Origin of the sequence: Lelliottia wanjuensis (genome assembly GCF_030238365.1) — a bacterium.
Classification (GTDB): domain Bacteria; phylum Pseudomonadota; class Gammaproteobacteria; order Enterobacterales; family Enterobacteriaceae; genus Enterobacter; species Enterobacter wanjuensis.
In genome coordinates, this window is the sequence record NZ_JASSOT010000069.1 from 1 (window position 1) to 25,783 (window position 25,783).

Annotated in this window: 33 protein-coding genes and 1 pseudogene; 3 read left to right on the forward strand and 31 right to left on the reverse strand. The window is 53.2% G+C overall.

The genetic code is table 11. The features are described 5' to 3' along the window. Nucleotides 1-125 precede the first annotated feature (125 nt). From QQF33_RS21250 to QQF33_RS21395, 30 genes and pseudogenes are all read right to left on the reverse strand, one after another. A complete protein-coding gene (locus QQF33_RS21250) occupies nucleotides 126-461 on the reverse strand; it encodes a hypothetical protein (protein ID WP_285158533.1) in 336 nt (111 codons plus the stop codon). Then, nucleotides 449-823 carry a hypothetical protein gene (locus tag QQF33_RS21255; RefSeq protein WP_285158534.1) on the reverse strand — a complete coding sequence of 125 codons (375 nt, stop codon included), beginning with the start codon at nucleotides 821-823 and terminating at the stop codon, nucleotides 449-451. Before QQF33_RS21255 ends, QQF33_RS21250 begins: the two co-directional genes overlap by 13 nt. Beyond that, entirely contained in the window at nucleotides 820-1,026 is a 207-nt protein-coding gene (locus QQF33_RS21260) for a hypothetical protein (protein ID WP_285158535.1), read from the reverse strand. Before QQF33_RS21260 ends, QQF33_RS21255 begins: the two co-directional genes overlap by 4 nt. Next, the gene (locus QQF33_RS21265) at nucleotides 1,002-1,433 is read right to left on the reverse strand and encodes a hypothetical protein (RefSeq protein WP_285158536.1); all 432 of its coding nucleotides are present in this window, start codon (nucleotides 1,431-1,433) and stop codon (nucleotides 1,002-1,004) included. The genes QQF33_RS21260 and QQF33_RS21265 overlap by 25 nt, the downstream gene beginning before the upstream one ends. Then, nucleotides 1,402-1,824 (reverse strand): hypothetical protein, encoded by a 423-nt coding sequence (locus QQF33_RS21270; RefSeq protein WP_285158537.1) that lies wholly within the window; start codon nucleotides 1,822-1,824, stop codon nucleotides 1,402-1,404. Before QQF33_RS21270 ends, QQF33_RS21265 begins: the two co-directional genes overlap by 32 nt. Next, nucleotides 1,808-1,963, reverse strand: coding sequence for a hypothetical protein (locus QQF33_RS21275; RefSeq protein ID WP_285158538.1), 156 nt, complete (start codon nucleotides 1,961-1,963; stop codon nucleotides 1,808-1,810). Before QQF33_RS21275 ends, QQF33_RS21270 begins: the two co-directional genes overlap by 17 nt. A gap of 85 nt (nucleotides 1,964-2,048) precedes the next feature. Then, on the reverse strand, nucleotides 2,049-2,345 hold the full coding sequence (locus tag QQF33_RS21280) for a Ref family recombination enhancement nuclease (RefSeq protein ID WP_285158539.1): 297 nt from the start codon (nucleotides 2,343-2,345) through the stop codon (nucleotides 2,049-2,051). A 4-nt stretch (nucleotides 2,346-2,349) separates the two neighbouring features. Further along, nucleotides 2,350-2,571 carry a hypothetical protein gene (locus QQF33_RS21285; protein WP_285158540.1) on the reverse strand — a complete coding sequence of 74 codons (222 nt, stop codon included), beginning with the start codon at nucleotides 2,569-2,571 and terminating at the stop codon, nucleotides 2,350-2,352. 145 nt (nucleotides 2,572-2,716) lie between these two features. Next, nucleotides 2,717-3,304, reverse strand: a complete 588-nt coding sequence (locus tag QQF33_RS21290; RefSeq protein WP_285158541.1) for a recombinase family protein — start codon at nucleotides 3,302-3,304, stop codon at nucleotides 2,717-2,719. A gap of 170 nt (nucleotides 3,305-3,474) precedes the next feature. Then, complete coding sequence (locus tag QQF33_RS21295; protein ID WP_285158543.1) at nucleotides 3,475-3,792, reverse strand: hypothetical protein; 318 nt, start codon at nucleotides 3,790-3,792, stop codon at nucleotides 3,475-3,477. Further along, nucleotides 3,782-4,120, reverse strand: coding sequence for a hypothetical protein (locus tag QQF33_RS21300; protein ID WP_285158544.1), 339 nt, complete (start codon nucleotides 4,118-4,120; stop codon nucleotides 3,782-3,784). Before QQF33_RS21300 ends, QQF33_RS21295 begins: the two co-directional genes overlap by 11 nt. Before the next feature lie 84 nt (nucleotides 4,121-4,204). After that, a complete protein-coding gene (locus QQF33_RS21305; RefSeq protein ID WP_285158546.1) occupies nucleotides 4,205-4,558 on the reverse strand; it encodes a hypothetical protein in 354 nt (117 codons plus the stop codon). Further along, nucleotides 4,555-6,294 (reverse strand): hypothetical protein, encoded by a 1,740-nt coding sequence (locus tag QQF33_RS21310; protein ID WP_285158547.1) that lies wholly within the window; start codon nucleotides 6,292-6,294, stop codon nucleotides 4,555-4,557. The genes QQF33_RS21305 and QQF33_RS21310 overlap by 4 nt, the downstream gene beginning before the upstream one ends. Beyond that, on the reverse strand, nucleotides 6,291-7,136 hold the full coding sequence (locus tag QQF33_RS21315; protein WP_285158548.1) for a phage baseplate protein: 846 nt from the start codon (nucleotides 7,134-7,136) through the stop codon (nucleotides 6,291-6,293). The genes QQF33_RS21310 and QQF33_RS21315 overlap by 4 nt, the downstream gene beginning before the upstream one ends. Next, nucleotides 7,120-7,437, reverse strand: a complete 318-nt coding sequence (locus tag QQF33_RS21320; protein WP_285158550.1) for a hypothetical protein — start codon at nucleotides 7,435-7,437, stop codon at nucleotides 7,120-7,122. The genes QQF33_RS21315 and QQF33_RS21320 overlap by 17 nt, the downstream gene beginning before the upstream one ends. Next, nucleotides 7,424-8,032 (reverse strand): phage adaptor protein, encoded by a 609-nt coding sequence (locus QQF33_RS21325; RefSeq protein WP_285158551.1) that lies wholly within the window; start codon nucleotides 8,030-8,032, stop codon nucleotides 7,424-7,426. Before QQF33_RS21325 ends, QQF33_RS21320 begins: the two co-directional genes overlap by 14 nt. A gap of 41 nt (nucleotides 8,033-8,073) precedes the next feature. After that, nucleotides 8,074-8,325: a hypothetical protein gene (locus QQF33_RS21330; protein WP_285158552.1), complete on the reverse strand. Its 252-nt coding sequence runs from the start codon at nucleotides 8,323-8,325 to the stop codon at nucleotides 8,074-8,076. Further along, nucleotides 8,322-8,597, reverse strand: a pseudogene (locus tag QQF33_RS21335) (DUF2829 domain-containing protein); the annotation flags it as partial. The pseudogene QQF33_RS21335 and the gene QQF33_RS21330, both read right to left, overlap by 4 nt. A gap of 20 nt (nucleotides 8,598-8,617) precedes the next feature. Continuing rightward, nucleotides 8,618-8,995 (reverse strand): putative Ig domain-containing protein, encoded by a 378-nt coding sequence (locus QQF33_RS21340; RefSeq protein WP_285158554.1) that lies wholly within the window; start codon nucleotides 8,993-8,995, stop codon nucleotides 8,618-8,620. Continuing rightward, on the reverse strand, nucleotides 8,995-9,948 hold the full coding sequence (locus tag QQF33_RS21345) for an SU10 major capsid protein (RefSeq protein WP_285158555.1): 954 nt from the start codon (nucleotides 9,946-9,948) through the stop codon (nucleotides 8,995-8,997). Before QQF33_RS21345 ends, QQF33_RS21340 begins: the two co-directional genes overlap by 1 nt. A 104-nt stretch (nucleotides 9,949-10,052) precedes the next feature. Then, complete coding sequence (locus QQF33_RS21350; RefSeq protein WP_285158556.1) at nucleotides 10,053-11,945, reverse strand: hypothetical protein; 1,893 nt, start codon at nucleotides 11,943-11,945, stop codon at nucleotides 10,053-10,055. Continuing rightward, the gene (locus QQF33_RS21355) at nucleotides 11,945-13,255 is read right to left on the reverse strand and encodes a hypothetical protein (protein WP_285158557.1); all 1,311 of its coding nucleotides are present in this window, start codon (nucleotides 13,253-13,255) and stop codon (nucleotides 11,945-11,947) included. Before QQF33_RS21355 ends, QQF33_RS21350 begins: the two co-directional genes overlap by 1 nt. Continuing rightward, on the reverse strand, nucleotides 13,252-13,755 hold the full coding sequence (locus QQF33_RS21360) for a hypothetical protein (protein ID WP_285158558.1): 504 nt from the start codon (nucleotides 13,753-13,755) through the stop codon (nucleotides 13,252-13,254). The genes QQF33_RS21355 and QQF33_RS21360 overlap by 4 nt, the downstream gene beginning before the upstream one ends. 7 nt (nucleotides 13,756-13,762) lie before the next feature. Beyond that, nucleotides 13,763-14,224, reverse strand: a complete 462-nt coding sequence (locus QQF33_RS21365) for a hypothetical protein (RefSeq protein ID WP_285158559.1) — start codon at nucleotides 14,222-14,224, stop codon at nucleotides 13,763-13,765. 10 nt (nucleotides 14,225-14,234) lie between these two features. Next, a complete protein-coding gene (locus QQF33_RS21370) occupies nucleotides 14,235-15,056 on the reverse strand; it encodes a hypothetical protein (protein WP_285158560.1) in 822 nt (273 codons plus the stop codon). A gap of 83 nt (nucleotides 15,057-15,139) precedes the next feature. Next, nucleotides 15,140-16,048, reverse strand: a complete 909-nt coding sequence (locus QQF33_RS21375) for a hypothetical protein (RefSeq protein ID WP_285158561.1) — start codon at nucleotides 16,046-16,048, stop codon at nucleotides 15,140-15,142. 9 nt (nucleotides 16,049-16,057) lie between these two features. Then, on the reverse strand, nucleotides 16,058-18,058 hold the full coding sequence (locus QQF33_RS21380; RefSeq protein WP_285158563.1) for a portal protein: 2,001 nt from the start codon (nucleotides 18,056-18,058) through the stop codon (nucleotides 16,058-16,060). Beyond that, nucleotides 18,055-19,704, reverse strand: a complete 1,650-nt coding sequence (locus QQF33_RS21385; RefSeq protein ID WP_285158564.1) for a terminase large subunit domain-containing protein — start codon at nucleotides 19,702-19,704, stop codon at nucleotides 18,055-18,057. The genes QQF33_RS21380 and QQF33_RS21385 overlap by 4 nt, the downstream gene beginning before the upstream one ends. Beyond that, nucleotides 19,701-20,207: a hypothetical protein gene (locus QQF33_RS21390; protein WP_285158565.1), complete on the reverse strand. Its 507-nt coding sequence runs from the start codon at nucleotides 20,205-20,207 to the stop codon at nucleotides 19,701-19,703. The genes QQF33_RS21385 and QQF33_RS21390 overlap by 4 nt, the downstream gene beginning before the upstream one ends. Nucleotides 20,208-20,733: 526 nt before the next feature. After that, nucleotides 20,734-21,816, reverse strand: coding sequence for a tyrosine-type recombinase/integrase (locus QQF33_RS21395; protein ID WP_285158566.1), 1,083 nt, complete (start codon nucleotides 21,814-21,816; stop codon nucleotides 20,734-20,736). A gap of 272 nt (nucleotides 21,817-22,088) precedes the next feature. On the opposite strand from QQF33_RS21395, the gene asr reads away from it, so the two are divergent. The 3 genes from asr (at nucleotide 22,089) to QQF33_RS21405 (ending at nucleotide 23,586) form a co-directional block, all read left to right on the forward strand. Continuing rightward, nucleotides 22,089-22,487 (forward strand): acid resistance repetitive basic protein Asr, encoded by a 399-nt coding sequence (gene asr / locus QQF33_RS21400; protein WP_282493218.1) that lies wholly within the window; start codon nucleotides 22,089-22,091, stop codon nucleotides 22,485-22,487. Nucleotides 22,488-22,578: 91 nt separating this feature from the next. Beyond that, on the forward strand, nucleotides 22,579-22,662 hold the full coding sequence (gene ydgU / locus QQF33_RS25955) for a small membrane protein YdgU (RefSeq protein ID WP_095281883.1): 84 nt from the start codon (nucleotides 22,579-22,581) through the stop codon (nucleotides 22,660-22,662). A gap of 102 nt (nucleotides 22,663-22,764) precedes the next feature. Next, the gene (locus QQF33_RS21405) at nucleotides 22,765-23,586 is read left to right on the forward strand and encodes a trypsin-like serine peptidase (protein WP_285150265.1); all 822 of its coding nucleotides are present in this window, start codon (nucleotides 22,765-22,767) and stop codon (nucleotides 23,584-23,586) included. Between the two features lies 1 nt (nucleotide 23,587). On the opposite strand, the gene QQF33_RS21410 is transcribed toward QQF33_RS21405, so the two are convergent. Beyond that, entirely contained in the window at nucleotides 23,588-25,750 is a 2,163-nt protein-coding gene (locus tag QQF33_RS21410; protein WP_285150264.1) for a bifunctional diguanylate cyclase/phosphodiesterase, read from the reverse strand. Nucleotides 25,751-25,783 lie beyond the last annotated feature (33 nt).

Below are 25,783 nucleotides of genomic sequence, written 5' to 3' on the forward strand. Positions count from 1 at the left end.
ATGCTGAACTTATGTCCACGCGGAGGCTTATTGTGTCGATGGTGAAGCCGCACAAACTCCTGAGCTATTCGCAATGAAATTGGTGAAATAATCATTTTGTTTAAGCCCCTTGCGGGGCCTCTCCGTTAAGCTGTCAGGCGGCGTGACGTGCTGCCGATGATTTGATGGAACTCGTAGCCCTTCCAGTTCGTGCGGCACTGGTCGAAGATTGACGGGCCTTGCGGCTGCTCCGGTTCATCGGGTTTCGCTAAAACCGCATCCAGCGCGGGTGACTTGATTAGCGCGTATACATAATTCCCGCGCTTGCCGTCGATGCGCTGAACGTAGCCACTTTTAACCAGCCCGGCGATCGCCCCGGATACCTGGCGCTTTTCAACCTCCACCACTGGCGCGAGGGTTTCACAGGTCGCCGACCGGAGGCCCACCAGGGCGCGTAGAATGTCTTTGCCTAATTTGCGCATTTGTCACCCCCTGGCTGGGCTAGTAGGCTTTCCACGTAGCCGGGCGCGCTCGTTTCTTGCCTAAGCCCATCCATTAACCCAGGCAAGTAGTTACCAGGCACGCAACCAAACTTCGCGGCGATCTCCCCCAAGGCAATGGCAGCTCGGTTAATAACGGCGGTAGCCAGGTGAGCCGAGGATGACTGGGGATCCACCACTAGAGCAGAGGCGCTACCCTCCTCACCATCGGCGGCATGTTTATCAAACCAGGCTTCCCAGCGATTGACGCTATCAATAGCGTCTACGCCGCTTACACCCTGGTACGCTGCCAGAATTCCAACCATAAATTGCTGTTTGGTACGACCGAAAACAGTGCGGCTCATTTTTTACCCGCCTTGATATTTTTGATTGCTTCGATTACCTTCGCCGCGTCAGAACTGGCGCAAGCTACCTGATATGAGTCGGCGTTCGCGTTCACTGCACATGCCCCGCCAAGAGCTACAGTCTCGTTAACGCCCGACTCACTTTTAATTACGGCGCAACCACTCAACGCCAGTGCAATTAAACCAATCCAAATATTTCGCATAACTTCTCTTCCATTTCAGGTGTATAGGTTCCCGCCGCAATGAGCTTGGCTCTCGCTTTAGCTGCTAATAAATATTTCTTGCGTCGGCTTTCCGTCCTATATTTTTCGTCAGTCCCGGACAGGAAGGGACTCATTTTAATAGAGGTTTTCTTTTTTACCTTTCCGCCGTATTTCGTCAATTCATATACGCGGTCTTTTTCTCCTTTTTCATTTACGAACCAATCACTAGCCGAAATTTTATATAAAGTTGTCACGCGCAACATGCTGTTAATATGTACGCTTAATAACCTTGAGGTGATTTCGGCCAGCGCAACCAACTCAGAGTGTCGCGACGGTTTCTTTTTTAATTCCCTTAGGATTTTTTCCGTCAGCCCCTTACGACAACCACCAGGTTTCGGACTCTTCATCGTGAGCCGCCTTAGGGTTGAATCGATTGATACAGGCTTGCTGGCGCTGGTCTGCCATTTCTGCAACCATGGATTTAAAACGGAGTTCGGAAATCATCTTTCCCTTGCGATTGATATCATCGCAAACGCGAAGAAATTTAATTTCCAAATCGGTGCAACCGTGGGAATAAAGACGCGTGCGCAGGTTCTTCGCTACATTGCGTAGCGAATCCTCGCGAAGTGCGGAGCGATCGACCTCTTTACTCATCTCCCCGAGTTGAGCGACGCTATTATCGAGAGATACCCGCAAAATTTCGAGTTCCTCTTTCATATAGTCAATATAACGATTTGCCGCGCTAAGTTCGGCGGGTGCTTTAAACAAAAGTGTGATCTTATTAATAAGATTTTTCATTACGGCACTCCTTTTCCTTTAAAAGAATTCCCATTACTTCTTCGTTTTTTCGCGCAAAAGGCTTATTGAAATTAATCAACTCGTCAATTTGTGCGATTGTCATTTCTTTAACTAACTGCTTAAAAGTATCCGTGTTCATATGTACCGCCTTAGCAATGCCGTTGATTGGCGGTGCTGGCGTATAAACAGGAATCACTTTTGATATTTTGACATTTAGTGCTATTTCACAGGTTTTCGAGCGTTAAGGCTAAAAGCTCTTTTTCTGTGCCGTAATGCGCTTCAAACGTCTTCTGCCCGGCATGAATGGCGAATTTTTCGCGGCTGCTATTCCGGTGATGCTCAGGACAAAGGCAAATCACCTCACCCCACCCGGCCCGTTGAGCTGCGCCGCAATCTGCGCGCAAGTGATGCAGTTCGCCAGGCGTACCCCATACACCCGCTTGGACATAACAGGCCACACAACCCAAATCAGCCACCTTCCCTGCGTGCTCTTTTTCCGCCTTGCGTTGATGTTTAGCCATGGGATCACATCGCCTCAAAGCTACGGGCCACCAGCTCACCTTCGGCATCAAGCCATAAGGCAGCGTATACAGCGCCCTCATGCTGTTTCATGAGCTTTGACATAGCGCGCTCGAAGCGCTGGAGCTGCGCATCAGATACGGAAGAGAAACGGCGCACGTATTCATGCGCTAACCCTGTGTGGATACGGTTACAAGCTTGCTGCGACTGCTGGATTAAGGTTTTCATTTTTATTTCCCACCGTGTTTCGATGCGGAAATAATAAAACCGATTCATTTTCCGATTTTGACTAATTGTGCGGATTTTAAGTTAACCCAAATTCCGCACAAACTCCGCAAAAAAGGAGGCGTCAGCCTCCGTGGTTATTGCTAGATCAAGAGGGGTCTTGCAGTTCGCCTCTCTCGTCAGTGTAACGGCGTTTAACGTCCGTCACCGTATCTCGATGAACGCCTAGCGTCTCCGAGATAGCCTTGCCAGTCATACCCGCCCTTAAAAGCTGCACAACCTTTTTATGCATCTCAACATTAGCCCCCCGCCCCTTATACTTACCTTGCTTGACGGCGATCTTTATGCCCTCGCGCTGCCGCTCGCGAATCATACCGCGCTCAAGCTCAGCTACCTGGGCCATGATACCCACGATAAATTTTGTCATTGGGTTATTGGCATCCAGTTCCAAACCCATATCACACACTTTGAGTATTGCGCCGCGCGATTGAACCTCCTCCCACACCTCAGCAAAACCCTTGTAGCTTCTGGCAACCCTGTCAATTGACTTGACGATCACTATGTCACCCTTTCTGAGGCTGGAAAGCATTCTTTTCAGTTCGGGGCGCTCGTTATCTTTTGCGCTCTTTTTTTCTTGATAAATATTCTCACTCTCGACACCCTCTGCGGACATAACTTCGAGTTGACGATCGAGATTCTGATCAGCTGACGATACGCGGACGTAACCTATCTTCATTTTTTGCCTCTATCGGATTTTAAATCTAACCCCAACTATGATTCGGATTATAATACATGAGGCCGCTCTAATTTCCGCGTTTTACGCGTATTACATTGCATCCTGGTTTGGGTATACCCAAATCCCGCTCACACAAAAACAAAAAATCCCCCGAAGGGGATTAGTAAAAATTACTTGCATGGCATCATTTCATTATCAACTGCCAGGTAGACCGCCCGACCACTCAACGCCACCTCAGCCACTGGTTCATCGTTGTAACCCTGGTAGAGATAATGCCTTACCCCTTTATCATCCTTAGCAACTTTATAAAGACTGACAAAAGTACTGTTTACTTGGATGGTCTGCGGAAACTGCACTGCGTCAAGAACGTATTCCGTACCGCCCTTTGCATCGCACATAAAATCCGCCTTACCATTTATGCCATATGCATGAGCATAACCAGGGAGAGCAGCAAGCAACATAGCCAGGGTAATTCCCTTAGTAGCCACGATGCACCCCGACAGATTGATTTTGCAGCCCATCAGCCACGACACCCGCCGCGGCAACATTCCCCGCCGCACCAATTCTGGCGATCGCGGCTTCGGTTCCCATACCCCCGGCAACTAAATCATTTTGAGTGACCTTCCCGGCATTGAGACGACTTGCCAACTCCTCGCCACACAACCCGAAGGAGTCATGGCGCATGAAGACCTTACCGCGCTGCGCGCACTGTATTAACTCAACGTTGCTATAACTTGATGGGCTGACCACACAACCCGACAGCGAACCAGCAACAGCGACCAAACCCAAACCAACAAGCAATTTTTTAATTTTCACAAATAGCCCTCGCCAATAAAAAACCCGCACATCTTGCGCGGGTTTGGTTTTGCTTTTTGTGCTGTGCGTGCTTTGTAGCGTGGCTTAAGGTTCTTTGTTATCGCAGTTAATACCCGCCCAACTTTGCGACTCGCTCAACTCGTTCACCCTGGCTTGAAGCTTTGCGATCGTCAGTTGGCTGGCCTGGTGCTGTTCCCACAGTGTCAGGATGATTGACTGACTTTGCGCGATGCTGGTTAGCTCCTGGTGAAGCAGCTTGGCGAACTCTTCCAGGTTGTGCGGTACGTTGATTTTTGGAACCTGGTAAATTGTTGGCGGCTTGCGTGTAACTTCGCTTTGCTCGTTGTCGACACTAGCTAAACTGGTGTGCCGGGTAGCAAGTCTTGAGCGCTCCTGAGCGTTGGCGATCGCCTTGAGTTTTGAGTGTTGGCTTTTCATCGTCCGGTGCTCACTACAGTAAAGTTAATGCCGATCGGGATAGCGCCTTGACCGGATAACTCCAGGCGGTATCCATGCGCCCCACCTTCTGCGCGCCAGGTTGAGCGGCGTTGCGCTGCCAGGTTGAGTGTTTGGCCTTCCCACGTGTAACCCGAATCCGGGTTATCTGCTCGGCCTACAGTTAGGTTGATATCGTTCGCGCCCGAGCCGTTGAGGTACGTCTCGGTAATCATCTCGCGATAGCCCGTGTTGAATGTCAGCCCCCGGCGCTCAACGTAACACTGTAGCGGCTGTTGCTTCATGGTGTAGGTGCTGCCGCTGTAGACGCGGCGCACTTCGGTTGCACCGTAGTTGAGGTAGTAAACGCCACCAGCAGCGCAAGCGCCAATCATGGTGCCTTGAGCGGTTTTGTCGGAACCGGCATCCCATACAATGGCATCATCATCCCAAATGACGCTCGCGGCGTCCCAGGTCGTAGGGTATGCGGTCGGCGGGAGCTGGCAAAAGCAAACGTCATTGATGTACGGGAGCGTCTTCCGGGACCACGTACCCTTCACGTAGTTGTACGTTAGCGCGATCGTCTTGCTGTAGTCGCCGCCCGTATAGTCCTGGTCGGTGCCGTAAAGCATCAGCCATATTTCTGACAGTTCCGGGAAGTTCATTAACCGGACCATGCCGGGGTTATGGTTTTCCACGTAATCAGAAAGCCAGTCTCTAACCGCGCCGTCTGCGATACTCTTCCAGCTTACGCTATCGTGTTTCACCACGTCTGAACCGGTGAACACGTAGTTGTAGCCGTGGGCGTTGAGACAACATCCGATATCCAGGCAACCCAGATCGCTATAAAGCAGCTTAGTCACGAACGGGGCCATGTCGTTTCCGCTCGGCGTCATTGTGTAAGTTTCGCGCTCGGTGTAGATAAAGAGCGTGCCGCCGTTCGCTGCAGCGTCGATAACCTGGTAATTGCTGCTGAGATCTTGCCACCCGGCGTAACCGTCGATAACAGCGGCGGCGAAGTCTTCCGGGGTCCGGTTTGCTGCTGTGTCGTCCCAATTTATAGGAAAGGCATTTTCCTGCGCGAACCCGGACCAGCGCACGCGCGTCGGGTATGGAATATCCGCGCCGCCCTGTGATTCTTCTGTTGTGGCCAGCATTAATAGCCGATTATCGAAAGAGACGATCTTGCGACACGTCCAGCGACGGTTTTCAATAACTGGCGCACCCGCCTGGATAATAGTTTGTTGCCCCCAAGCGGTCAGGGTGTCGAACCCGTCCCAATCGTACTGCTTGCCGAGCGGCGCGGCGTTGAGCGTGCCAAACATGATGCAGTTGTTAATCTGGCTTTTGTAACTTGTCCAGAGGCTATCCAGGGTGAACCCGGTAGCGTAATTTTCATCGGAGGTGATCGGGAGTTTTTTAAAGTCAGGCGCGGCTAATGACTGTTGCCAGATGCACACGTCAGTACCACTCACACCCAGGCCAAACAGAAGCATTGATCCAGCGCTAAACGCGTCAAACATCACTGTATCAATGAGCCACAGCGCTTGAGGCTGATAAGTTTGCGTATTGTCCGTTGTGTAATACTGCGTGAGCTGGTTGCCGAGGTATGGGGCGATTTCTCGCCCGTTAAATCTGACGTTGAGGCAGTCTGTAAAGGCCTGGTCAGGCAACATGGTCGGATCCCCATCCAGCATTAGACCTTTACTGCCAAGCTGGTTAATTACTGGCTTTGTCATGCTGTACGCTCCCATACGTAGCAACCGTAATACGGCGGCATAAAGGCGGTTCCAGAGGTTGTGCTACCCGAACCAATCGTCACATCACCGGAAACAGTCAGCGTAAAGGCGGGAAGGCTCATGTTTTGAGTTTGGCGCGGGTATGATTCGGCGTTACCTGCTGCGATATCATCGGTTGAGCCGTCAGGGTGGCCCGTGCCGTCTTTACCTGTGTACCCTAAGCTTACTGCGGCGTGCTGGGCCGTTACACCGTCTGCAAGGTTGATTTTCTGGGAAACGATCTGGCTATTTTGAACGCGCCAGTTACCGTTACTACTGTTAGCCGTGGCGCTAAGTGTTTGCGAGAATGCCGCCGCATCCTTCGTTGCAATGCCACCACCGGCAATATATCCGCCGCGCTGCACCCATGTACCGAATCCAAGCCAGGTCGAGGGGTTGCCCTGCTTGCGGGTTAGTAGGATGTGTCCCACTGGAAAAACAAAGCTCTTTAGGTCATCCCATATGACCGCAAATCCCCCCTGATTTTCACGTGAAAGACCACTGCCCGGCGCGCTCGTGGTAGATAACGGCAAGTTACTGCCATCATCCTTCACGTGGTCTCGAATTCGGATATAGTCGATATTTAGCGTGTCATCTGTGGTTACGTACATGTACGTATTAGCCATGTCATTCAAACTGGCCTCTCCGCCCGTGTAAGCCCCCTTGATACCTGGAAAAGTATTCTGTAATACCTTCTTGATTAGCCTGAAATGGTCGTCGCCCTCCTTGACGAAATCCGAAGCGCCGATGGGCCAATCCGGTACCAAATCAGAGATGTAGGTTGCGCTAGTTTCTACGGGCATTGTCGGCAATCTCCAGTTTTTCAACGCGGTGATCAATATCGCTTACGCGCTCGTTCAGGTCGGCTAATTGCTGTTGCTGGACGTGTAGCCCCTCGATCGCCTGAGACAACTTCTCTTGCCCCTTCTCAAGCCGGGCTAGGATGTGATCTACATTTCGTGTGTCGGCGTCGATATCTTCTTGATAGTTTCCAACAACAACGGCAAATCCGAACAAACAAGCCATGCCGCCAAAGCCAAGAAAACGAATAAGAGAGCGATCGCGCTCATGTAGTGACTTATTTTTTTCATCAGAATCCGCCATTTTTTTTCACCTTTGCTGCACCAGTGAGCTGGAATTGTTCGCGGGTTGCGTTGAGGGTTTCAACCTCGCTTTCAGCCATTGCAGACCACGAACCCGCCGCATCATTGTCGCGAGCGAAAACACCCAGATAGCCGAGGCTATACCAGAGAAGGGCATTTTCTGCGCCGTCCGTGTAGGCGTTGGTTTGGTTGGCGTCGGAGATACGCAAGGGCTTTTGATAACCGGTTATCTCTACCTCGTTGGGTTTAACCAGTTCGATAGAGTTGCCGTTCATTGAGTAGTGGAAGTCGTACCCTGCAATCTCCGGGCGATCCGCTGTCACTTTGCGAAGGGCTGTTATATCTGCCATGGTCGTTAGCGTACCCACCAGGCCACCTATTAACACGGTTTCAATCGTGATGAATGAGGAGGCATCAAGCCGGGTTGAGTCTGCTGGGTACTCAGTAGTGCTGCTCATGGTGCCGATACGTAATTCACTGTCGAGTTTAGTTTGCGCGGCGGCGATAAATTGCGGGATCGCGTTTATGGTCTGGCTATCGGTGCGGCCCGAATAGGCTTTGATAGCCGTTACTAAATTACTGTAAGTAGTGCTCATATTTCACCTGTAAAAAAGGCGGCTTTCGCCGCCTCCCTGCGTTACGCGTATTTGAGCGTTTTCTTGTCGTCCCGAACGACACTGATAATGCCCTTCACGATCTGACACTCGGCGCTATCGCCAATTGGTCGCCCAGTTAGCAGCTCAACCACCCAATCAATAATTTTGAGCTTGTCGACCTCTTCCAGGTCGTGCCACTCAGGTTGAACCTCGCCCGTTGCGGCGGTGCGATAACCACTTATCGCTGCATGACAAATCATTGCCACCTCAGCCACTGCGATCGCTGCTTTCACAAAATAACCTCCCAATCTTCCGCCAACATATCCGTCTGACTTGCCAACCACGGAACAAAACAGTCATCAGCTGTTTTCATGCCAATCCACGGTAGAAGTTTTACACCAGGCACAAATGTATACTTGTCACCGCATGTAGCGTCATAGCGCCAATCGTTTGGCGTGGCTGATTGTGGTGACTTAACCAAGTGCAGATACATTCCCTTGCCATTCCAGCCAGCACGCTGAACGCGTTTACCATTTTTCAGAGCTTCAACCGCATCGCCAAAAGTGAAATTTTTATTTCCAGTTTTCATTTTTTATTGCCCTTTTTAGTTTTCGTTGATTTGGTGTCGCTCGGCGCTGCCACGGCCTGATAATGGCTAGCCATTACGCCCGGCGTTTCACTGACTGCTGCTGCGCTAACAGTGATCGTGGCGGTTGCGGTTTTTGTTGTGCCGCTGTCGTCTTTTACTGTTCCCGTGAGGGTTGCCGTTCCCACTGCTGTTGGCGTCCCCGTAATTGCGCCAGTGGCGCTAACTGATAGCCCCGCTGCGCCCGTACCGCTTAATGCGTAGGTAGTCGTAATGCCCGTAGCGTCGACTGGCGTTACAGTTACAGTGGCTTGCCCGGTGTAGGCGGTTCCCACTTCCCCTGTAACGTTGTCGATCGCCACGGTCGCACCAGTCATTACGACTCTGGCTTTCCCTCAATGACTGCGGAGCACCATGGGTTGCGGTGCTCTAACCCGGTGTCAGAAATAATAACCACCTTGTCGTAGTCACCATCTGGCGGCACTTCCTTGTCGTCCGGGGCGCGGAATACCGCTTCTTGCCAGTCTTCGGAGTTGAAGATGTAGACGTTATTGGACGGCATATAACGGTTGTAAATTACTTTCACCGTCTGCCCCATCGGGTCAGTGATCGTGTTAACTTCGAAGTTAATACCCTTATCTGTTTCACCGTCGAAAACCTTTAAGCGCGCGTTGCCGTCTTCCTGCATTGCGGAAATGACAGCGGCCATAGTGTTATTCACCATGATCGCTTCGGGGTGCGCACCAGTAACCCACAGCGCAGCAAGAGCGGCGATAATGTCGGCTTCGGTAGGAACTGTTGAAGTTGAGGTGAAATAAGTTACCTGACCTGATAGCGGGTCAGCGGTGATGGTCGTGCCACCATCTTTAGAGGAGACGAGAGACTTAAAGCCCCCCAACTTGCCAGGGATGTTGTTTTTGTCATCAGCCTGGACGAATTTACCGTTGGTCAGAAATGCTACTTCGCGATCGCGTTTCAGCTTGCGTAGTTTTTTCTCTGTTTCACGGTCCATAACATCACCAGCAGCCCAATAACCCTGCTTTTGAGATTCCGTAGAAATCTCAATCGCTACGGCCATTTTTTGGGTGTGGTTTTCAAGCATGATTGTTGGGGTTTCAGCGCCGTCAACCTCTGACCACTTCATGCCTTCTTTGTAGGCATTTTCGGAAGCCGGCTCATCAAAATCCACTTGCCACTTATGCAAACGGTTTTGAATCTGCTTCTTGCCGATCATGGCGGTGAAGATGAAATCGCGTGTCGCAAGATTGGCGATAGTATTTGCTACTTCGTCTTTAACGCCGATATGTTCGTATGAATATAAGAATGCCATCGCATGAGGCCTCCCTTGCCGACTTCCTGTCGAGCGATTAAAAAAGGAGTTGTAAAACGCGTGTATCAGACCATTAGCAATAATTGATTGTCAATTTACTGTGACTATTCCCCCTCCTTTGAATCGTCAAATGCCTGGGCTAACTCAGGGTGCGCGATCAGGATCACCGCGAGGCGGTTAACGGCTTTTTGAATGGCTGGTTGGTCTGCTGCCGTCGAGATATCCACCAGCGCACGCGCCGCTTGCGGGTTGGTTAACAGCCTACCTAGCCCCGCGCCAGTGAGAGGCACGCCAACGCCCGTGGCAACGGCGGTGACTGGATGCCCCATGAGCAATGCGGTAACAGTCCCGTTAAGCCAACCCATGACGGCGGCGACGTGCGCAGTATTTGAAAAGTTTTTCTGCGCGCCCGAGGCCTTAAGCGCGTCGACCACCTTCACCACGTCATCAAGTGTTTGAGCGTGCTCCACCCCAAATAGCTCCGCCCTAACTTCTGGCGTGAGTTTGTTCCAGTTCGTGAGGAACGTGGCCGGGCTGAATTGCCGCCCTCCCGCTCCCGCCGCTCCTGCGCCCTCTTGCCCCATTCGCTCCAGCACCTCACCGGAGATTTTCCCCCATTGCGCCGGGCTAACAACCTCTTTCAGCGCGCGCGCCGTGGTCAGGTTCATTGGCTTCATTGCGCCCGATGCGTTGCCAAAAAGCTGAGTGTATACGTTGTCGGCGTTGGCGGATAAATCAACCGATTTAAGCGCTTGCTCGTAAAGCGCCCGGCCCGCCGCATAATGATCTTGTACGGATTGCCACTGCTTACCCAGGTTACGCGCTGTGAATGCGTGGCTGATATCTTCGGATAACGCACCCCGTAGGCGCAGAAGTTCGGAATCACTGATTCCCTTGAATGCTGAATCAGGCTTGTCGATAGCTTCACTGATGCGGTTCAAAAGTGCGCGCGCGTGGCGCAGCTGCATGACGTTTTGTTTAAACCCGCCAGCGGTTTTACCCCCCTCCATTTGCTTAGTTGCTTTGCTCAGTTTTTTAATAATTGGGGAGTCTAAAAACTCCTCCAGTCCTGAGCCCTTGTACTGCTCCGCCAGCTGCTGAATGAGGGCAGAAAATTGCGTCGTGTTGATTTTCTGGATCGGGTTAATCTTGTTATAAATCGCCTCGTAAAGGTCGCCGCTATCCTTTTTGAAATCCGCTAGGTACTGCTCTACAGACTGCTTGATACCTGCGCCTAACTGATTTACATCACCCTCGTAGCCCATTGAGTCCCGAGCGCGATCGATAATCTGACCGAGAATCTCAAGCTGTTTTTTGTATGTATCACTAATCGCGCGCGCGCCTGGCATTTTTGATACAGCAGCTTCCATTGTTTGCAGCCATGGTCGGCGGGTGACGTTACCAACGGTCAGCGGAACCCCCAAGCGATCAGCGGCGGCGAGCACATCGGCGTTATTCCCCTCGATGCGATCGACAACACCTCTCAGCCCTGCTGGAATATGAAACACCCCTTCCATCAGCATATTTGCGCCAGTTCCTGCCGCGAGATTCTCCGGTGTCATCTGCGCGCCCGAAGATAAATCACCACCAATCGACATAGCCAATCCCTTTTTAGCCCACTTCAAAAGGGTTGGTAGCGTCATGGTCTCCACGTCAGCTAATGCAGCATTCGTTCCCGGGATGCTGGCGGCGAACGTGGGTAGCGCCTCCACCAGCGAGCCGGTAATTGTTTGCGGGGCCGCGATCTGGTCTGAATATGGGTGAATGCCGTCGAGATGCCCCGCTGCCACTAATTCGGGGTGCAATATTGCTTCACCTGGGTTATTCAGCCTCTGGGCGAATCCAGACGCGGCGGTGACGTAGTTTTCTGCCAACTGCTCCGCGCCGCGCTTGAAATCACTCCACAAGCTTTCTGGCTCGCTTGCTGAGCTCGCGTGCGCATCGTCAAATTGGTCATAGGGGTTTGTGTTGTCGAACTGATCATAGGGATTAGGCATTAGTAACCCTCCGGAAGGTAGCCATATTTAGCTTTAAAATCACTCGCTGATTCCGGGTGCGCCTTGAGGTAAGCCACTGCCTGTGGAGGGGCTGCGGGTGGTGTTTTCTGGTCCTGCTGCGCTGGCTGCTGGTCTGTCTCTGATTCACCCCAATCATGCAGTCCCATAGCAGTACCAACCATTCCACGAGTAACCATTTTATGCGCATTAACGGGGTCTTTGCCGCTCTCAACAAGGTCCTGATATGCGGCGTGGCCTATATCCATAATCGCTTTTGATTCATTTTTTTTGTCGTCGGTAATCTGCTGACCCACTGACGACATCCACGCTTCGGTGGGCCTGCCGTTTACGATAATCCCAAGGTCGTTCGCTTTTTTATCTGCGAAACTGAGCAACCCCGTAGCATGCTGCACCTGTTCATCTGTCAAGGTGGCCCCGCCACCAACCTGGACGCGCGCCAGTGCATGATTTAGGTTGTTAAATGCGCCGGGTATAAGGTCGTCGCGCCCCTGGTCAATATATTGCCTCAATTGCTTATAGGCCTCCTCAGCAACCGTAACGTACTGCAATTTCTGCTTTGGCCCCTCCAGTGACTTTTTCATTTCGCTATCAAATTGAGTCTGCTCTTGCTTTTGTAACCTTGCGTCTGCGCGGTCTGCGTTGCCTGCCGCTGCCGCTGCGGTCATGGCTGCGCGGCGGTTTGCGCCCTCTTCGTGGAGTTGCGCTAGGGCGTACTGCTGGCTCATCGTTTCGCGGTGATCCTGCGATCGCTGGGCGCGGTCTGCTTCACGCTGCTCAATATCGTCAGCATGGAACTCTTTTTGCTGGGCGTTGCGAGCCTCATCCGAGGCCATGCGCTGCATATCGTCGGTTTCTTTGTCCAACTCCTTGTTATCGCCCGTTTCGTACCAATTCAGAATAGCTCTGCCGCTATAGCCCTTGTTGTGTAGCTCCATGACATATTCGGAGCGCTGGCGGAGGTCGTAGCCGCGATCGTGAATCGCAAGTGCGGCAGTCATGCCAGCAGCGATGCCGCCAGCAGGATTACCCGAGACGATCGCGCCGAGAAGGCCAATCAACCCCGATGAAATCCACATGGTTTCTTGGATTTCATCTTCGCTCGGCGGATTGACGTTCGGCATTTTGTTTTTTTCCGCCATCATCGCTTCGAGAATGCTTTGCGTCTGCATGACGTTTGGCACAACGCTCCCCTGGTTGGGGTTAACGTCATACTGCTGCGCGGCAGATAAGTTGGTCTGCGCCTGGTCATTTCGGCGGCTCTGCTGGAGCTGGGTTTGTGGCATGGTCATTTGTTGGCCCCTACGATAGTTTGTCCCTTCATAGCCTTGCTCGCAGTCTGCTCAAAGCTGGATGATTTAACCCCCGCTCCCTGCGGCTTACCGAGCTTTTTAGCTTCCTTGAATGTGCTTTTCATGAGCTGATAACAAAGCTCCTCTCCGCGCTGCTGGCTGATTTCACCGTCTAAAACCTTCTTGTAAATCTCAGTCAAAAGCGGGTCCAGGCGATCGGTCTTAAGCCCAAACATGGGGTAGTTTTCCGCCATGGTTTCAGGTGACATAGAACCGCGAAATTTCAGCAGTTCAGGAACGTCATACGAGGGCTTCGGCTTTTGAATCCACGTCACCTGGTTTGAGTTCGGGTTAAGGTGCGGCTCATATCCTTCCTGCTTGGCCCACTGATACTTCGCGGGGTCTGTCTCGGGCGTCACTGGCTGCGCGGCTGGCATAAGTTGCGCCGCGAGCTTGTCGTAATTACCTACCATTTCTGCAAATTGCTGGTGAATATTCATTTTTACCTCAGAACAGGTGCGACCACTGGTTTAAGCCGTCTAGCGGGTTGTCACCTGCCATTTTTTCAACTTCCTGGAATGGCTTCATAGCCCCCGCGGCGCTGGCGCTTACCCCATGCCCTCCCGCTGGCGCGATCGGGTTGTGTTGCGGTCTTAATGCTGCTTGAGTGAGAGACATTAGAACCGGGCCGATAGCTTTAGTCGCCCATGTAGGCAGAAACGGCGAATCACTGGCGACGTTCGATGCCGCACTAACCATGCCACCGCTCCCGGACGGCATATCAACCATCCCCACTTCTGACAATGCCGCGTTTACTTCCGGGCTTGCCGCCGTCGCCGCACCTGCCACCACCTTACCGGCCTCAGCTGCGCTATCACCCGCTGCGAACAACTCAGTAAGCGCGCTTGCGCCCCCCTCAACCGACGTGGCTGCAGATGCGATCATCTCGCCAATACTTGCCATGACCATTTAAGCCCCCTTACATCATCAACATTGCAGCGCCAGCGCCAGCCGCGATCCCTGCAAGACCACCCATGCCACCACTTGACGCTTGCTTAACTGTATTTGTGGTCGTGGTATCAATACCCGCAGTTGGCAACACCAATTCAAGCAACGCGCCCATGTCCAATAAGTCCATGTTGTTGTTAATCATGTCGTTTTTGCGGTTGTTGTTGGTGACTTCCTGGTTATACCACTGCTCGAAAATACCCGCCTTGAACTGGTTGCTAGCGCCCTTGCCAGTGATTTTCATGCCCGTATTGAAGATGTCGCCGCCCTCACTCATGAGCTGATCAATCAAACTCACTTCGCTGTGCATCGCGTTAGTTGTGAGGCCCACGGCCCCCTTGAGCACGCTATCGCTTACGTCTGCCATACGCTGTGTCATTTCGTTGGCCCCAGACGCGAGCACGCTGTTAGTAGCGCTTTGTGCTGCGCTGGAACCGGCTACGGACGTGCTAGCCATGTTGGCTTGAGCAGTCTTCCCGAACGTCTGCCCCATCTCGCTGTATACGCTGTCCTGAATTGCGCTATCTTGCTGGTTGATAAAGTCGTCAGCGCCGTTATAAAGTCCTTTGACTCCGCTCATGAATTGAGTCTTGCCGCCGCCATGAAGTAGCCCTTCAATGCTGCCGATCGCCTCCTCCACCAGCGAGCCGCCTTGCTGAGCGATATTCATGCCAGCGTTGATAGAAGCGCCGCTGCCGTATCGCTGGAGCGCCTCTTGCTCTGCTGGGGTTAAGCCCTCAACAACGCTGTTTTCGTAGTTGATTCCAGACCAGTTGCTAATAAAGCTCGTCACCATTGGCTCTAGCTGGTCTGCAATCCAAGACTCTGTATGCGAGGTTGTTGTAGAGCTCCCCCCGCCACCGCCAAAAAGTCCCATTATTTTCTATCTCCAAAAACGAGTTGACCGAGCGACTTCTTACCCTGCGCCGCTGGCTGCGCTTTTGGCGCGGTGCGCGTGGTCTTAAGTGCGTTGTTTGTTTTGCTCTGGAGCTTGCGCGCGGCAGCGTCACGGCCCTGGCGGAACGTGAGCGCATCGCGCAGGATCTCCATGAAAATCGGGTTGAGGGCTTCGGCGTATGCTTCTCGCGGCATGATTTTTTGTGCGAACCCATCAACCGCTAGAATGTCCTCACGCTTCCAGCCAGCCTTTGTGAGCGCTACGACTGTTTGTTTAGCGTTCTGCGCGCGCGCCTGGTTAAGGGCTTTGGTGCGTAGTTCGCGCTCGGCCTTTGCCTCAGACTCAAGCATGGTCTTGCGGTGATTGGCGTCACGTAACTGCATGTGCGCAGACTGATATTGTTGTGATGTGAGCTTGCCTGACGCGAGCGCCTTGCCAAGTTCCGCGATCACTTTGTCGCACTCAGTCATAGCCAGCAACGTAGCGTGCTCGGCCTTTTCCCCGTAGCTGTTGATAGAGTCAATCAGCGGTGTAACCGACTGGTTGTAGCGCTGGTTGTTGTCCTTTTCGCGAAGCGCTTCTTCAACCTGCGCCGGGGTGTATTTCACGCCGCCGAACTCGTAGACGTCTTCTACTTCGTCGCTTTCTCCTTCGCCTTCTCCAGCGCCTGTCTCAAGCCCGGTGCCAGGTTCGGTGATACCGAGAGTGATTCCCGCTGCATCTTCAAGTGATGCGCTTGCGCCCTCTTCGTCGCCTTGGTTTCCCGGCGTTGCTGCTGGGTCTGTTTTTGGCTTAAGAAGTAGCGCCGCAAGACCTGTCCGTCCGTTTCTTCCCAAGGTAGGCGCTTGGGTTTGGGTGTTAGTTTGTTGTTCATTTGGGTTATCCATTACGGCTCCTCACTGGTTGTTGTCGATGCGCTCTTGCTGCTGCGCGTTTTGGGTTACTGCGTCTGCTGATTTCTGCTCAAGCTCTTTAGCCTTGAGCAACAAATCAACCTTGTTGAGTTCAATCCCTGCCATGGTCTCGGCGATCCTGGCGAGGTCGTAGAGGGCGTCGTTGTATTTCTTTTGCCCGTCCGCGCGCATGTCCTGAACCTTGGCTTCTGCCAGTTCGGTTGCGGAAATGAGGCCGCGGGTTTTAGCGATCGTGATTAGCGCCGTGAGCATTTGCTCAAGCTTGCCGGGCTTCGGCATGTCGTCAGGCGCGGTGATGTAGTGCGACACATCCTCTTGTCCGGTCGCTACGCGCAGATAGTCGGCGTAGATGTTGTAGACGTTCTCGGGCTGGAAATTCTTCGGCAGCGTGCCGAGCTGCGCGGCTTGCTCGTAGGCGGCTTTCACGTTGGTAGCAGCTTTGGCGGCGTCGTAGGCTGATTTGATATCAGCACTCAAGCCAAGATCGGAGCGAATCAGCTTGAGCGGGATTTGCTGGCCCTCGTGCTCGATGGTGTTACCCATTTCCTGCAGTACGAGCAACATTTTGCGATAGAGCGGAATAACAAAGGTTTCCGCGACCGTCTCGGCTATCTGGTTTTCGTTAAGCTCCTGCTTATCTTGGGTGAGTGCGATCGCCGCGCCACTGGCTTGCGGGTTTTCTTCCAGCGCTTGCGCCTGTCCTGCACTCCCCTGAATTGCTGCCTGTGCCTGTTGGTCAATTTCCTGGTTAAGGAGCTGCATAGCGCGCGGAACATCGGAAACCGGGAGTTTATTAATCGCGCCAATCTTGCGAACCTCATACGCTGCACCCGCGCCGCGACTCTCTGAGAAAACTTGTAACCCCTCTTTGGTCAACTCCTGTTTGACGTACTCGTATTCACCGTATGCCACACCGTCAGCCGTGCGCTGAATGGCGCGTAAGGCGCGGGTTTTGTTGGTCTGCGCAGTGATGCACATGTCATAGAGCGACTCGGACCAGGCGGAACCGGAGACGATCGACATGCCACCCAACACCATTGGGTTAACCTCGACCTCTTCTTGAAGCAGGATTTCGGTTTCAGTGGTGACAACGTGCCAGAGCTTCGGCGTTTTACCCTTGAGACAACCGCGCCAGTAGTGGTGAGTGATCGTGATTTCGCGGTTGTACTCGCTAAACGACATATCAGGCGCATCAACGGTTTCATTCATCGAATCAACGACAATAAGTTGCTTGCTGGTTCCCGCCGCGTCGTCAGCGTATGCGCGTTGACCGCTCATAACCCTGGACTCTGGATAGCCGCGCGCCAGAGCTTCGGCTACGGACAAATCTTCGCGGTATGCGGCGTATGGTGAGTCGTCGATATTCGTTGCTTTGGGGTGTAGGTAGAAATCTTTGAAATCAACGAGATTGAGGACAGGGAATTTGACCGTGCGAACGCCACGAATCCAGCCGCTGACGGTGTGATCATCATTGACCGTAATATCCTGGTCGATGTTGTACCCGGCTTTCATGATTACCGTGGTTTTAACCACCAGGTCAGACGCAGGAGAATTATCAAAATCGTATCTGCTCGTTTCGAATTTCTTCTCTTCGTAGCCGACGCGTGCGACCTGGTTTCCGGTTATCAAAATCTCCTTGATAGCCGCCATATACAACAACTTGGAGTTGTTGACCTTCATTGCGGCTGTGTGTACCGCCTTAGTCACAGCCGCCGCCAGCTTGCCAGTTGTCATGGTGTCGCTATCGAATGCGACCGGGCTGCGATCGTTATCGGTGAACAGCGCCAGCACGGTTGGGTAGATGCTTTCGAATGACTCCCACATCACGCGGGAGGCAGCGATATCCCCTTCAATTTTCTTCTCTGGGATCTCCCCCCGATATGCTTTGTATGACAGCGTGTAGCGCTCCGACACTGCCTCTTTGAAAGTTTTAGCGGATTGAAACTGCTGTTGCAGCTCAGCTAATAATTCGTTTTTGTTCACAGGCTAAAGGCTCCCAATGCGCGTTTATATGGGCTGTTGTCTTCGTAAACCTCTTCATAGTCAACGCCGCGTACAGCCTCATAGAGGTAGTTGCCGTCGAACTCAACGCGCGTGACTGCATAACGCATTGCGTCCATGAAGTGGTCGTTCTTTGGTGATGGGATCGTACGTTTACCCTCTTTCACCCACTGATAGAGGCGCAGTTCGCGGAGCGTCTCTGTGCAGGTTGAGAAGATTTTAAAATCGCCGTCTTGAAACCACTGAGCCACCAGCGCAATAGAGCCGGTCTTGCTCTTGCGGTTCGTTTCGTGAGGGATTTGGGTTTCGTGCAGCGTCCAGGTTGTCGGGCGCATGTTGGCCCCCTGGTCGCGCATGATGGTTGAGCGGGTTTGCTGCGTACCGGATTGCACGCCGTCGCCGTCCGATGGGGCCATGGTCGAGATAGACGGATAACCCAGCGCCGCGAACTCACTATCATCAGTGCCGCTGTTTTCCTGCCAGTCCTTCGGCGCGCGTCCAATCAGCTTGCAAGCCATGTAATCAGGCATATGGGAATTCGCATATTGCTCGCGATCCATCTCGCTAGACCACTCAGCAAAGAGGTACTTTTTGCCCGTGTCTGGGTCAAAGGCCACCATCACCACGATTGACGGGTCAGAGATTCCGGTATAACCGAAGTCCAGCGCCGCCAGCACGCGCCAGTGCGACGGAATGACGAACGGCGCGCAGGTGATTTGCTCGTCGCCATAGGGGTAGATAGCACCCACTCCGACAACCGGAATTCCCTTCGAGCGCATCTTGCGTTGGAAATATGGGATCAGCGCCAGCATTTCGGCTTTGTCTTCTTCGCTCAGGTGCGGTGCGTCGTCCCACGTTGCATTCAAGAAGAATATCTTGCCCGTGTCGTCATCGCGGCAGCGTGCGTAGAAGTCAGTAACCCCAACTTCTGGCGTGGCCGTCACCGCTACAATTCCGCGCGTTGTCGTGGTTCGCGTGGTGCATTGAGCGATAAGCGCGTCTTCCTTCTCGGATTGCTCGTCAACCCACGCATAGACGATCGCTTGCCCCATCAGTACGGATTCGTCTTGCGTTGCCGAGTAGAAGTGAACCTCGCTTTCTTCGCCTGATACATGGAAGACGCGGAAAGACTTCACCGACTCGCCGTCACACACGAACGACTCGAAGTTGATGCGCTCGCGGGGGATTGATCCAGAGCCGAAGAGGTGTTTTTGTCGGGCGTCGCTTGTCCCGAGTAGCTCCTTTTGCAGAACTTTACGCGTTGATTCCGCTGATACGCCGATCGCCCAGAGGATGCCAGGCGCACTCACGTAGCCAGGCCACCAGGCTGGATAACAACCTGTCGCATGATAGGCAAACTCCACCGCGCCGCCGTAGGTCTTGCCAATACGGTTGGCAGCAGAGAGCAAGCGGAGACGGAACCGGCAACCGGATTCGAACCACTTACGCTGGTAGTCATACGGCTCGAAGAAATCAACCGCGTAGAACTTGTTGAAGTACCGCGCCGCCTGGACAACGTGGAAGTTATTGCGCATAGCCTCAACACCAGCACGGCAGATCACCGTTGCCAGCTTGCGAACCTTATCGCGGTATTCGCGGGTTGTGGCGTCGTGCGCTGTCTGACTCACAGGTCAACCCCGAACTCTTTCGCCACTCGCGCCAACTCGTCATCTTCAACGATGTTGGAATCACTGGCGATACTGATGCGCTGGTCTGCATCCACCAGAGACGGGGCCATATTCAGCACGCGTAGCGCCGCGGTTGAGAGGTTGGCGAATGCTGTGTCTTTGAGCGTCGGCTTGCCGAGGCGATCGAAGATTGCTTGCATGAGTCCGCCGTTTGCCATGTATACCGCCGTCTCTTCGTCGAGAGCAGCAGCACGATTGGACGCGGCGCGGCTATTGCGGTAGGCGGCGTAGCGGGAAAACTGCTTAACAGTTGGCAACCCGCGCGGAGGTGCAAAGCCATGCTCGCGCATCTCTTCGAGTAGCGCTTTGGCTTCGGCACTCAGCAGAATATCACGGCCCTTGAGGGTGTTTGACTCTTTGAGTTGCTGTTTATCGGGGATCGCACAAGCGGCATTGCGGCGCTTGCGTGCTTGTTCCCGGATTTTGTTGGCTTTTGTTGCCATTGCAAACGCTCTTAACTAATCGGCATCCTGCCGAGCGCTGCGAAAAAAAAATATATTTGAGCCACCAGCCGCCGGGCGGGTTTTCAATCCGCGCCTCAAAGCAACCGAGGGAGCTTAACAGAGACGAAGGTTAACGCTTTATCGCGCAACCTCGTCCCCGTCGTGTTGAATGCGTCTCAGAAGTTTCCCTTCGATCACCCAACATTAGCCCCGGCGATGCCATACCGGACTAAACACCATTCTTCACCCGTGGCAGTGGGCTACCGCGCCGTGGTGCTAGCTCTCCGCTTTTCCCGTGACTCAACACGCGAGCGAATACGCATAACGAACAGCGCCGGGGGCGTGGCGTTCATTCATGTACCCCCGTTCCCTTACTGCACCCATGCAACCTGGCTCTATTGGACGCCTCAACGCTAAGTGCAGCTCTACCCCGGACTACTTACCGGGGCAGCAAGATCGCAATGTGATCTCTTTTTTAGGATGGGATAAACAGATTTACTTTGTCAATTCGACACGACTAATGCACCTAGTCGCCTTTTGCGCGTTCGCGCTGGAGCTGCGCAAAGCGATCGTGAAGGGTTTGCGGGTACATTTCGCGATAAACGGTCCAGAGTGTTTTTAAATTCTTATGCCCTGTAACTTGCGCGGTTTCCTCAACAGAGAACCCCAATTCAAATAGACGGCTAGCAGCCTCCCTGCGCATGTCGTGAAATCTAATATCAGGAATATTTAATCTATCCCGTGTTCTACGGAATATCTCTGTAATGGTATTGGGTTTATATGGAAATATCCTGTCGCTTATTCTTGGCTGCTCAATAAGCAAATCCCACGCACGACCAAGCAAGGGCACAACCATATGATTACCAATCTTTTTTCTTGGATCTTTCCTGTCCCTTACAATTACAGACCTATTATCAAAATCAACGTCAGCCCATTTTATTTGGCATATCTCACCACGGCGCATACATGAATAGACGGCGAATTCAAAAACGTCATGATATCTAATTCCAAGCGGGGAATTTTTAAACGCTAGCGTTAGATTCTCATGCAGTAAATTAAATTCTTCCCTTGTTGGGCGGCGGTTTCTTTTATCAGATGGGGTGATTATATTTCTTGTGTATAGATACAATTTTGCAGCCTCAAGCTCACCCGGCAGCGAACGCACATCATAGAAAGGGTGGGCGAGATCTAGAACGTTTTTGAGGTACGAAAGCTCAGTGGCAAGCGTTGAGGGCTTGATCGCCTCGCGCCGCATGCGCGCGTAGTCAACATAGAGATTCATAGTGATATCAGTAAGCAACATATCTGCCAGGGAAGAGCGCATAATCGACCTTAAGGAAGATTTTTTGCTATCGCTTTTGTACATGCTGTCATCATTGATATATCGCGTGAGAAGTTCGCGCAGAGTGATTCCAGGCTCCTTCTTCTCCAATCCTCCCGCCTCTATATCTGCTACACGTAGAGCGCCCCAGGAGCGAGCCAGGGGTAAACGCGGGAATGTTTTGTTTTCCCGGTGGACATATTCACCACCTTTCTTAACACCCACCGTCACGCGATAGCGGGTTACACCCTTCGCCGTGATCCTCTTTTCAATCGTGTAAAAAGCCATCGCAATTCCCGCCCTGTGGGGGTACTCCGCGGGGTGCCGCCCCGCGTGATTTATCAATAAATATACAATAATCGTGGGTAAACACACTGACAAGGCAAGGAGTGCTTTCTAATCGCATTGATTTTTAAGGATAAAATTAAGGCGATAAGTTTCGTACATACGGTTACACGCCGATACCAATGACTCACGGAAGCCTCGAATCCATAAGGATATAGTTATTTCAACGGCCCCGCAGTGGGGTTAAATGAGAAACCAAATTCGAGGGTATGAGAATGAAAAAAGTATTAGCTCTGGTTGTTGCCGCTGCTATGGGTCTGTCTTCTGCTGCGTTTGCTGCTGATGCTGCAACGTCTGCTACCCCAGCTCCGGCTGCTGCTGCGACCACTAAAGCGGCGCCAGCAAAAACTGTGCACCACAAAAAACACAAGAAAGCCGCTGTAGAGCAGAAAGCTCAAGCCGCTAAAAAGCACCACAAAAAAGCAGCAACCAAACCAGCAGCAACCACCACCACTGCTGCGCCAACTGAGCAGAAAGCCCAGGCTGCGAAGAAACACCACAAGAAAGCGGCTGCTAAACCTGCTGTAGAGCAGAAAGCTCAGGCTGCTAAAAAGCACCACAAAAAAGCAACCAAACACGAAGCCGCTAAACCAGCTGCACAGCCAGCTGCATAAGCCAACTCGTTAAACCGTGCCCCTCGCGGGCACGTTGCTAAACCGGCGCTGAGTGGTTTTCCCCGGCGCCGTTTTTTTATCCGGAGGGCGTATGCTGCGGCGCTATCGGTTTGAGTTCATTCTTATCACGCTTATTTTATGCGCGATTATCGCCAGCATGTTTTACCTTTCCTGAATGTAGCACGCTGATTTTACTCCCACTTTAACGCCGTCCCGTCTATAGTATTTTCACAGGGTTCAACTTTTTATAATCATAATTACCCCACCAGAGTGTGATATGCGGAAAACTGTTGTGTTGTTACTGGGAACGTTCTGTCTCTTTTCTGGCCTGACACATGCGGACGATGGCGACGATAGCGCCATTGATGCGAAAGAGATCAAAACGCTGTTTTTTGGTCATGATGACCGCACGCGTGTCGCCGATCCAACCCAGGCTCCCTGGGATGCTATCGGGCAGCTGGAAACCGCCAGCGGCAACTTGTGCACTGCGACCCTGATTTCTCCTCACCTGGCGCTGACTGCCGGGCACTGTTTACTGATCCCACCGAAAGGCAAGCCTGACAAGGCCGTTGCCTTGCGCTTTATCTCCAAAAAAGGCGTCTGGCGCTATGAGATCCACGGCGTCGAAGGCCGTGTCGATCCGTCACTGGGGAAACGCTTGAAGCCGGACGGAGATGGCTGGATTGTGCCGCCTGCGGCAGCCGAGTGGGATTTTGGTCTGATTGTTCTGCGCTATCCCCCATCGGGGATCACCCCGCTGCCGTTGTTTGACGGCGACAAAGCGGCGCTGACGGCAGCCTTAAAAACGGCCGACCGTAAGGTGACGCAATCGGGTTATCCGGTCGATCACCTGGATTCGCTTTACACGCACACGGACTGCATCGTCACCGGTTGGGCGCAAAACAGCGTCTTGTCCCACCAGTGCGATACGTTGCCGGGCGATAGCGGCTCGCCATTGATGCTCAAAACCGACAACGGCTGGCAGCTGATTGGCGTGCAAAGTTCGGCACCTGCGGCCAAAGACCGCTGGCGCGCCGATAACCGGGCGTTATCTGTGACAGGTTTTCGGGAAAAACTGGAAGCGCTGGCACAGGAATAGCCTACACATACCTGACTTTACGTAATTCAATAATCGCCTCGATGGGCATCGGCTGACTGAACCAGAATCCCTGTAACTGGTCGCAGCCCGCGAGGCGCAGCAGTTTCATCTGCTTTTCGTTTTCCACCCCTTCCGCCACCACCGCCATCCCCAGCGCACTGGCAATCCGCACGGTGCCGCTCACCAGCGCCGCGGCCTGTTCGTCGTTATCCACCAGCCCGGCGAGAGATTTGTCGATTTTGATGGTGTCGAAATTAAAGCGCCGCAAATAGCCAATGCTGGAGTAGCCGGTGCCGAAATCATCCAGCGCCACGGCGGTGCCCAGCGCTTTGAGATTGGAGATAGCCGCCCTGGCGCGCTCCGGATTTTCCAGCACGTAGGTTTCCGTCACCTCCAGCTGGAGGCGATTGGCCGGGAAACGGGTCATCTCAATGACGCGCGCGACTTTCTCTTCAAATTCAGGATCGCGAAACTGCGCCGGAGAGATGTTCACCGACAGCTTCAGGTCGCCAAAAGGTTCCAGATCCTGACAGGCGCGGCGCAGAACAAACTGCCCCAGACCGTAAATCAGGCCGCTGGTTTCGGCGATGCTGATAAAGGCATCCGGCCCCAGCTCGCCCGCCGGGCGGCGCGGCCAGCGCAAGAGCGCCTCAACGCTGGTCATTTTCTGGCTGCGTGCGTCGATAATCGGCTGATACCAGACCTCAAACTCGTCCCGCTCCATCCCGCTGCGGATCTCATTTTCGATCGCCAGCTGCTGCTCACGCACGCTGTTCAACTCCGCATCGTACTGGGTGACGCGCCCTTTACCAGTAATTTTCGAGTGATACATGGCGATATCCGCCCGGCGGAACAGCTCCGAGCTGGTGCATTCGATCAGCGTCCCGCTGGCGATCCCGATGCTGGCGCTAATGTGGATCGTACGTTCGCCGAGGCGTAGCGGTGCGCCGAGGAAATCCAGCACATTGCCCGCAAAGGCCGACGCCCGCGCCTGGGAGTGGTCGCCGCCAATCATCATCGCAAACTCATCCCCGCCCATGCGGGCCAGCATGCCCCCTTCCGGCACCCGATCGCGCAGGGCGCGGGCCATCATGATGATCAGGTCGTCGCCCACGTCGTGGCCGTAAATATCATTCACATCTTTAAAGCCGTCGAGATCGATAAAAACCACGCTTTTGACATCGATATCCCCACGCAAACTGACCCGCTCCAGCTCCTCGATCAACGCCCGTCGGTTGGGCAGATGGCTGAGCCAGTCCGTGCGCGCTACCCGCCGGGCCTGGTTTTCGCCGCGCGCCAGTTTGTACAGCCCGACGCTGCTCAGCAGAATAAACAGCAGGATCAGCCCCGCCGCCAGGAGCACGATTTGCGTGATGTCGTTTGACGCCGCGCTGGCCGCCTGCGCACCGGGCAGGCGCGGCTGCCAGTTAAGATAGCCCAGCAGTTCCCCAGCCGAACTTTTCAGCGGAACGCTGGCCTCGCTGGTGTGCTGTTCGGTGAAATTAAGGTCTTCAATCTGAAAGGTATTCCCGAGATCGCTCAGGATTTGCGGGTTGAGATGGCGGGTAATCACCAGATAGCGGCGCACGTCGTTGTGCACCTGCAGGCGGCCAATCATCGGGCGAATCAGGCCAATGCCGACAAACGCCACCCCCTGGCGCGTGCGGGTGATCCCGGCGTAGATATTTTTCTCAGATTTCAGCGCATCGGCGTTATCACGGATCAGCGCTTTCAGGCCATTGCCAAAAAAATCGAGATTTTGCTCGTGAAAGGCTTTGCTCTTAAACGAGCCCCACAGGACGTTGAAATGTTCGTCCAGCACGAAGGTGCCGTCATACAGGTTGTTGATTTTAAAGCCCGCGCCCCAGGTGTTGTACAGCCATTCGGTGTTCAGAACCGGAGGATAAACTTCGCGGACGGCGTCATCCCAGACGGCGTTATCAATCACCAGCGACCAGACGCGGTTGGCCGAGGTCTGGATCGCGCCCTGCACGGAGAGCGCCGAGCGGTGTTCATCTATTTCATTGGTTTTACTGCTGATCAGGTGCAGGGAGAGGTAAAGCAGCGCCACGACGGAGACGATCAGGCCAATCCCGGCCATAAAGATCATGACGAAAAGGGTTTTCGCGGTGGGAATATTGCGCCAGCTTAATGGGTTATACATTCGCCGCCCTCTCAAAAGCACTTCTTTCTAAGA